Source organism: Vescimonas sanitatis (assembly GCF_049060325.1).
In the GTDB taxonomy this organism is placed as follows: Bacteria; Bacillota; Clostridia; order Oscillospirales; family Oscillospiraceae; genus Vescimonas; species Vescimonas sanitatis.
The window spans coordinates 1-422 of the sequence record NZ_JBMGPW010000056.1 but is presented as its reverse complement, the minus strand read 5'-3'; the positions used below and the strand labels follow the sequence as shown (position 1 = coordinate 422).

The 422-nt window shown below is 69.2% G+C and carries 1 protein-coding gene; it reads right to left on the bottom strand.

What is annotated here, in order from left to right; all coding sequences use genetic code 11:
* On the bottom strand, positions 1–422 hold a 422-nt coding region (locus ACOMDU_RS13730; RefSeq protein ID WP_421130717.1), incomplete at both ends, for a M1 family aminopeptidase.

Below are 422 nucleotides of genomic sequence, written 5' to 3'. Positions count from 1 at the left end.
CATGAAGTCGGCGAGGGAGGCGTTGCCCCACGCGTGGGCGGCGAAGTAGCGGTGCGCGGCGTCGAGGAACGCGTCACGGCCCACGTAGGCGGCCAGCTGCTTGAGCACGGAGGCGCCCTTGGCGTAGGTGATGCCGTCGAAGTTCTGACGGGCGGCCTCGAGGTCGACGATGTCCGCGACGATGGGGTGCGTCGTCGGCATCTGGTCCTGCACGTACGCCCAGGCCTTGCGGCGGGACGCGAAGGTCACCCACGCGGTCCGGAAGTCGGTGGCCTCGTCCACGCCGCGGGCGCCCATGTAGTCCGCGAACGACTCCTTGAGCCACAGGTCGTCCCACCAGTGCATCGTCACGAGGTCGCCGAACCACATGTGCGCCATCTCGTGCAGGATCACGTTGGCCCGGCCCTCGTACTGGACCGCGG